At 65.6% G+C, this 6201-nt stretch carries 5 protein-coding genes; 3 read left to right on the top strand and 2 right to left on the bottom strand.

Features of this window, described 5'->3' with window-relative positions:
• Positions 1-298: 298 nt before the first annotated feature.
• The gene (gene tyrS / locus IHE47_RS00635; RefSeq protein ID WP_192103118.1) at positions 299-1510 is read right to left on the bottom strand and encodes a tyrosine--tRNA ligase; all 1212 of its coding nucleotides are present in this window, start codon (positions 1508-1510) and stop codon (positions 299-301) included.
• A gap of 183 nt (positions 1511-1693) precedes the next feature.
• Here tyrS and IHE47_RS00630 point away from each other — a divergent pair, with 183 nt between their 5' ends.
• Positions 1694-3142, top strand: coding sequence for a M23 family metallopeptidase (locus IHE47_RS00630; protein WP_192103116.1), 1449 nt, complete (start codon positions 1694-1696; stop codon positions 3140-3142).
• Positions 3143-3155: 13 nt separating this feature from the next.
• Positions 3156-4274 carry an anhydro-N-acetylmuramic acid kinase gene (locus IHE47_RS00625; protein ID WP_192103114.1) on the top strand — a complete coding sequence of 373 codons (1119 nt, stop codon included), beginning with the start codon at positions 3156-3158 and terminating at the stop codon, positions 4272-4274.
• A gap of 13 nt (positions 4275-4287) precedes the next feature.
• Here the strand turns inward: IHE47_RS00625 and IHE47_RS00620 are convergent, their stop codons facing one another.
• Positions 4288-5037 (bottom strand): helix-turn-helix transcriptional regulator, encoded by a 750-nt coding sequence (locus tag IHE47_RS00620; protein ID WP_192103111.1) that lies wholly within the window; start codon positions 5035-5037, stop codon positions 4288-4290.
• A gap of 123 nt (positions 5038-5160) precedes the next feature.
• Here IHE47_RS00620 and IHE47_RS00615 point away from each other — a divergent pair, with 123 nt between their 5' ends.
• Positions 5161-6201 carry a beta-ketoacyl-ACP synthase 3 gene (locus IHE47_RS00615; protein ID WP_192103124.1) on the top strand — a complete coding sequence of 347 codons (1041 nt, stop codon included), beginning with the start codon at positions 5161-5163 and terminating at the stop codon, positions 6199-6201.

The following is a 6201-nucleotide window of genomic DNA, read 5'->3' as shown; positions in this document are numbered from 1 at the left end:
AAGGCGTCCACACAATTCACCTGTGCACACTGTCAAAGATCCAATCACCGCGGAGCTTTCCGCTTCAGGACATTTCGTCCCGGTGAGCCGCCTACTATACATCGTCTTTTCGGTCCGTCAACACCCTCGAAGAACTATTTTTCTGCGGGGTGGGTGGCGCACCGTGCCGATGCGGCAGCGGGGCGCGAATAGTAGGCAGCCCCCCCCATATTGGCAAGCACTTTCTTCGAAGAATTTTTGCTCTTTCGCACAAGTCATTGATCTTGCGCGAAACAAACTCCGAAATCGCGCCTGACGATCAACCGCCGGTCAATCGCACCCGAGCAAAGTTGCGCTTGCCGACCTGCAGCACGCCTTCGAATCCTGCGGCGAATACGCGTTGCGCGTCCTCAACCACTTCCGCATTGATGCGTACCGCCCGCTCCTTGAGCTTGCGGCTTGCCTCGGAGTTGCTCGCGGTGAGTCCCGCTGCCGTAAGCAAGGCCGGCAGGCGCAGGCCCTCGGCCGGCACAACGACTTCGGTGAGCGGCAGCAGCGAAGTGTCACCTTCGCCGCGGACCACGGCATGCCAGCCCGCAACGGCCTGTTCGGCAGCAGCCGCATCGTGGAAGCGCGTGGCCAGTTCCCGTGCCAGACGCAACTTCACGTCGCGAGGATTCAGGCCACCGCTCTCGATGGCTTGCTTGAGCGCCTTTGCTTCATCGACGCCGATCTCGAAGCTGAGCAGGTCGATCCACTTCCACATCAACTCATCGCCGATCTTCATCGTCTTGGTGACGATGTCGATCGCAGGCTCGTCGATGCCGATGTAGTTGCCCAGCGACTTGGACATCTTGTTGACGCCGTCCAGGCCCTCGAGCAGCGGCATGGTGAGCACGATCTGCGGCTTCTGCCCAAAGTGCTCCTGCAGGCCACGGCCCATCAACAGGTTGAACTTCTGGTCGGTGCCGCCCAGCTCGACGTCGGCCTCCAGCGCCACCGAGTCATAGCCCTGGGTCAGGGGATACATGAATTCGTGGATGGCGATCGGCTGCTGCGCGGCATAGCGCTTGGCGAAGTCATCGCGCTCCAGCATGCGCGCCACGGTGTGCTGCGCGGCGAGCCTGATCATGTCGGCCGCACCCATCTTGCTGAACCACTCGGAGTTGAAGCGCACCTCGGTGCGCTCGCGATCGAGCACCTTGTAGACCTGCGCAGCATAGGTCTCGGCGTTCTTCAGCACGTCCTCGCGGGTGAGCGGCTTGCGCGTGGCGTTCTTGCCGGTGGGGTCGCCGATCATGCCGGTGAAGTCGCCGATCAGGAAGATCACCTGATGCCCCAGATCCTGGAACTGGCGCATCTTGTTGAGTAGCACGGTGTGCCCCAGATGCAGGTCCGGCGCGGTGGGATCGAAGCCGGCCTTGATGCGCAGCGGGCGACCCGCCTTCAACCGCTCCAGCAAATCCTCCTGCTTGATGATTTCGTCGGCGCCACGCGCAATCGTGGCCAACGCCTGCTCAGCTTCGCTCATGCATTCCTCGGAGGTTATGGTTGCCATGACAGCCATTGGGGCGATGGCAATCACGTTTCAACGTTAATTGTGCGTTAATCGAAAACCAAGCGCAAACCCTTGATGGGAAAGGGATTGACGCACTTGTCACACGACGTCTATGTTACGCGGGATTGTTACTTTGTACGACGAGGTCCGCGCAGCATGAGTGGGAAAATCCGGGGGGGGCTCCGCGCACGCAAGCAGGCCATTTGCCGCAAGGCACAGCGTCGCCACACCAGCTTCTACGAGCGCTGCGCGCACTGGTCGTTCGATCGTTCGGAATCCACAGCGCCGATCCACTGGCACCGTGAACGCTGGGTGCTGGCCGGCACCGCGCTGATGGCGACCCTGCTCTCCGGCCTCATCATGCCGGCATGGGCCACGGCGATGAGGCCTGCGTCCACGGCCGAGGCACACACCCTGCTGCCGCTGGCGTTGCCGAAGCCCGATCCGATTCCGCAAGCCGCCGCCACGGTGGACGACTGGCAAGTGGTGCGCGTGCAACCGGGCCAGACGCTGTCGGACATCTTCGGCAGCCGCGGCCTGAGCCTCACCGACCTGCAGAAGGTGATGGATGCCGCCGGCGATGCGAAATCCGCGCTGCACCACATCCATCCTGGCGAGGAGTTCGACTTCCTGCTCGGTCCCGGCGGCAGCCTGCGCGGCGTGCGCTTCGACAAGGACCAGGCCAACCGCGCCATCGTGCGCCTCGACGGACCGGAGCCCGCACTTACGCTGCAACCGCGCGACATGGACATGCGCGAGCAAGTGGCGCATGGCGTGATCCGCAGCAGTCTGTACGCCGCGGGCGACCAGGCCGGCCTCAGCGCATCGATGGTGGGCAAGCTCGCCGACCTGTTCAAGTACGACATCGACTTCGTGCAGGACCTGCGCGAAGGCGACAGCTTCACCGTGATCTACGACGACATCTACCGCGATGGTGCGCGCTACGGCGAAGGCGACATCGTGGCCGCCGAGTTCGTGAACCAGGGCAAGCGCTACACCGCCTACCGCTTCAGGAAGGACGACGGCAGCTACGGCTGGTTCAGCGAGGACGGCCGCCCGCTGCAGAAGTCGTTCCTTCGCATCCCGGTGGATTTCACCCGCATCTCCTCCACCTTCAGCGCCGCGCGCATGCACCCGATCCTCGGCCTGATGCGCGCGCACAAGGGCGTGGACTACGCCGCGCCCACCGGCACGCCGATCCACGCCGCCGGCGATGGCGTCATCAAGTACCGCGGCTGGGAAAACGGCTACGGCAACTTCGTGCTGATCCAGCACAACAAGGACATCAGCACCGCCTATGGCCACATGTCACGCTTCGCCGCCGGCGAACGCGTGGGCTCGCACGTGAAGCAGGGCGAGATCATCGGCTACGTGGGCATGACCGGCCTGGCCACCGGCCCGCACCTGCACTACGAATTCCGCGTGGACGGCGTGCAACGCAATCCGCAGACGGTGACCCTGCCCAAGCCCGAACCGTTGCCCGCGGCGCAACTGGCGAAGTTCAAGGCCACCGTGGTGAAGCCGGAAATGGCGCGCCTCGACCAGATCGACCAGCACATCAAGCTGGCCCGCAGCGACACGCCTGCCACCAACAGCGACAACTGAGCATCGCATCCGCGTGAGTGACACCCCACCGCTGTACCTCGGCCTGATCTCCGGCACCAGCGTCGATGGCATCGATGCCGCGCTGGTATCGTTCGAGCAAGGGCAGCCGCGCCTGCTCGCCGCGCGCACGCATCCCTGGCCGGCCGCGCTGCGCGAGCGGATCCTCGCCGTGGCGCAAGGTGAAACCGCCATCGACCTGGACGCCTTCGGGCGACTGGACATCGCGTTGGGTCACGGCTTTGCCGAGGCAGCACTGGTGTTGCTCAAGGAAAGCGGTACGCCCGCCGCCGCCGTGCGCGCGATCGGCTCGCACGGCCAGACCTTGCGCCATCGCCCCACCGGCGAGTACGCATTCACCCTACAACTCGGTGACCCCGCCACCATCGCCGAGCGCTGCGGCATCGACGTGGTGGCGGATTTCCGCCGCGCCGACGTGGCGGCCGGCGGACAGGGCGCCCCCTTGCTGCCCGCCGTGCATGCGATGCTGCTGGCACATCCCGGGCACACCCGCGTGGTGCTCAACCTCGGCGGTATCGCCAACATCACCGTGCTGGGTGCCGACGGACACGTCACCGGCTTCGACACCGGCCCCGCGAACGGCCTGATGGATGCGTGGTGCCTGCGCCATCGCGGCGAAGCGTTCGATCGCGATGGCGCATTCGCCGCCTGCGGCAAGGTCGACGACACATTGCTCGATGCCCTGCTGGCCGATCCCTATTTCACGCTGCCGCCCCCCAAGAGCACCGGCCGCGAACACTTCCATCTCGACTGGCTGGCCACGCATCCGCGCGTGGCGACGCTGGCACCAGCCGACGTACAGGCCACCCTGCTCGAACTCTCCGCGCGCAGCGTGGCCGAAGCCATCGCGCGCCATGCACCGGATGCGGAAGACGTGCTGGCCTGCGGTGGCGGTGTACACAACGATGCGCTGATGCGCCGGCTTGCCGATCTGTTGTCGCCACGCACGTTGGCCAGCACGGCCGCATTCGGCGTCGACCCGGACTTCCTCGAAGCCACCGCGTTCGCCTGGCTGGCCCGGCAACGCCTACTCGGCCTGCCCGGCAACCTGCCCGCCGTCACCGGCGCACGCGGGCCTCGTCAGCTCGGCGCGATCCACGCCGCGCCGCGCTGAACCGGCTCGACGCTCAATCGGGAGACGCGCGGCGCCGCCGAAGATGGGTAAATTCCGAGAATTCCCAACGACGGAAGGCGATCAGCGCACCGCACCCGTCGCGGGCGCTCAATGGAAGCCGCGCATCCGCGCGCGCCAATTGCTCGAACTCCTCGATCAATCGGGCCATCGAGGCCTGCAGGCGTAGCCGCGAGCCCTCCGACAGCGTCGCGCCGACGAAATGAAACGCGTCGCTTGCGCCACCGAAGCTCTCGTCGAAAAACTCGGGCAGCACGCGCGCGACGAAATAGCGGTGCACCGGTCCGTCCTTGCGCCATGAAAAGTTGCGCGCGGTGAGCTTGCGGATGCGGGTGGGCGGGCGATAGTCGATGATCTCCAGCGCATCGAGCTTCAGCAACAGCGAAACCAGTTCGTTTTCATCGACCCTGAAAGTCGCCCTGATTTCGTCGAAGCGCCAGTTGTTGAGGATGAGATAGGTCGTCAGCAGCAGCTTGGGGTCGGCGACCAGGGCCGACTCCTGCTTTCGGCTGAGCTCGGTTACCGCGGCCGGAGCGGAACGTTCGTTGCGGATCAGGTCTTCCAGGCTCAGGCCCAGCAGCTCGCAAATGCCATCGAGCCGCTGCAAGCTGAAGCCGCCACGACTGAGGTCGCGCTTGATGGTGGGTTCGCTCACCCCAAGCCGGGCGGCAAGCTCGCGATATGTCATGCCGCGATGGCGCAACTCGCCGCGGATGGCCTGCACGAGAATGGCGGAAGCCGACATGTCCATGCTCTTGATACCGATTCCACACAAAGTATCATCATTCGATACCGCACGGCTCGCGTCATCGTCGTCTGGAACGGCGGCATTGCCTGCTGGCGCGCGCTTGGCGCAAGGTGGCTCCACATGCCGGCGCTCCATGCCGGCAAACACGGAAGGGAGTCGATTCACATGCTATCGGTGCAGATCCTCGGCACGGGCGAGTACCTGCCCAGCCATCGCGTGGACTCCTCGACGCTCGACATCCGCTGGAACAAACCCGCCGGCTGGACGCTCCGTCACGCCGGCATCGAGTGCCGCCATTACGCCGCGGATCACGAAACCACCTCGCTGATGGCCGCACGCGCGGCGCAATCCGCGCTGGCGGCGGCGGGACTGCAGGCGAACCAGCTCGACTGCATCGTGTCGGCATGCAGCGTGATGGAACAGGCGATTCCCTGTTCGGCCGCGCTGATCCAGCGCCAGCTCGGCCTCGGCGAAAGCGGCGTCCCCGCGTTCGACGTCAACGCCACCTGCCTCAGTTTCCTCGCTGCGCTGGACACCATGAGCCTGGCCGTTGCGGCAGGGCGCTATCGCCACGTGCTGATCGTTTCCAGCGAAATCGCGTCGGCCGGCCTGCGCGAGGAGGATGCGGAAACATGCATGCTGTTCGGCGATGGCGCGGGCGCCGTGGTGATCGGCCCGGCCGCGGCGCAAAGCCGTGCCGGCATCAAGGGGGCGCATTTTGAAACCTACTCGGCCGGCGCGGAGCTGTGCCAGGTGCGCTCCGGCGGGACGCGCATCCGGCCGCGCCAGGACATGCAGGCATTTCTCGATGGCGCCTGTTTCGAGATGAATGGCCGGCACACCTATCGCATGGCCGCGCAGCGGCTGCCGGCCTTTCTCGAACGCCTGCTTGCCTGCGCCAAAATCCAGCTACACGAAATCGACCGCATCGTCCCGCACCAGGCCAGCGCCAAGGCGCTCGCGCATCTGGAAGCCCTGCTCGGGCTGCCCGCGGGAAAACTGGTGCGCGTGCTGGCCGAGCGCGGCAACCAGATGGCGGCCTCGATTCCGGTGGCGCTGCACCACGCCGTCACCTCCGGCAGGGTCCGGCGTGGCGACACCATTGCGCTGGTCGGCTCGGGCGCCGGCCTGTCGTTCGGCGGCACCATCCTCGTTTACTGA

This window comes from Rhodanobacter sp. DHB23 (genome assembly GCF_014842975.1).
GTDB lineage: Bacteria > Pseudomonadota > Gammaproteobacteria > Xanthomonadales > Rhodanobacteraceae > Rhodanobacter_A.
The sequence above is the reverse complement of the archived record's forward strand: the minus strand, read 5'-3'. Positions and strand labels throughout refer to the sequence as shown.

Coding starts and splice junctions, on each gene's coding strand:
- IHE47_RS00630 (WP_192103116.1), top strand. CDS start 1,694: ATGAGTGGGAAAATCCGGGGGGGGCTCCGCGCACGCAAGCAGGCCATT.
- IHE47_RS00620 (WP_192103111.1), bottom strand. CDS start 5,037: ATGTCGGCTTCCGCCATTCTCGTGCAGGCCATCCGCGGCGAGTTGCGC.
- IHE47_RS00615 (WP_192103124.1), top strand. CDS start 5,161: ATGCCGGCGCTCCATGCCGGCAAACACGGAAGGGAGTCGATTCACATG.
- tyrS (WP_192103118.1), bottom strand. CDS start 1,510: ATGAGCGAAGCTGAGCAGGCGTTGGCCACGATTGCGCGTGGCGCCGAC.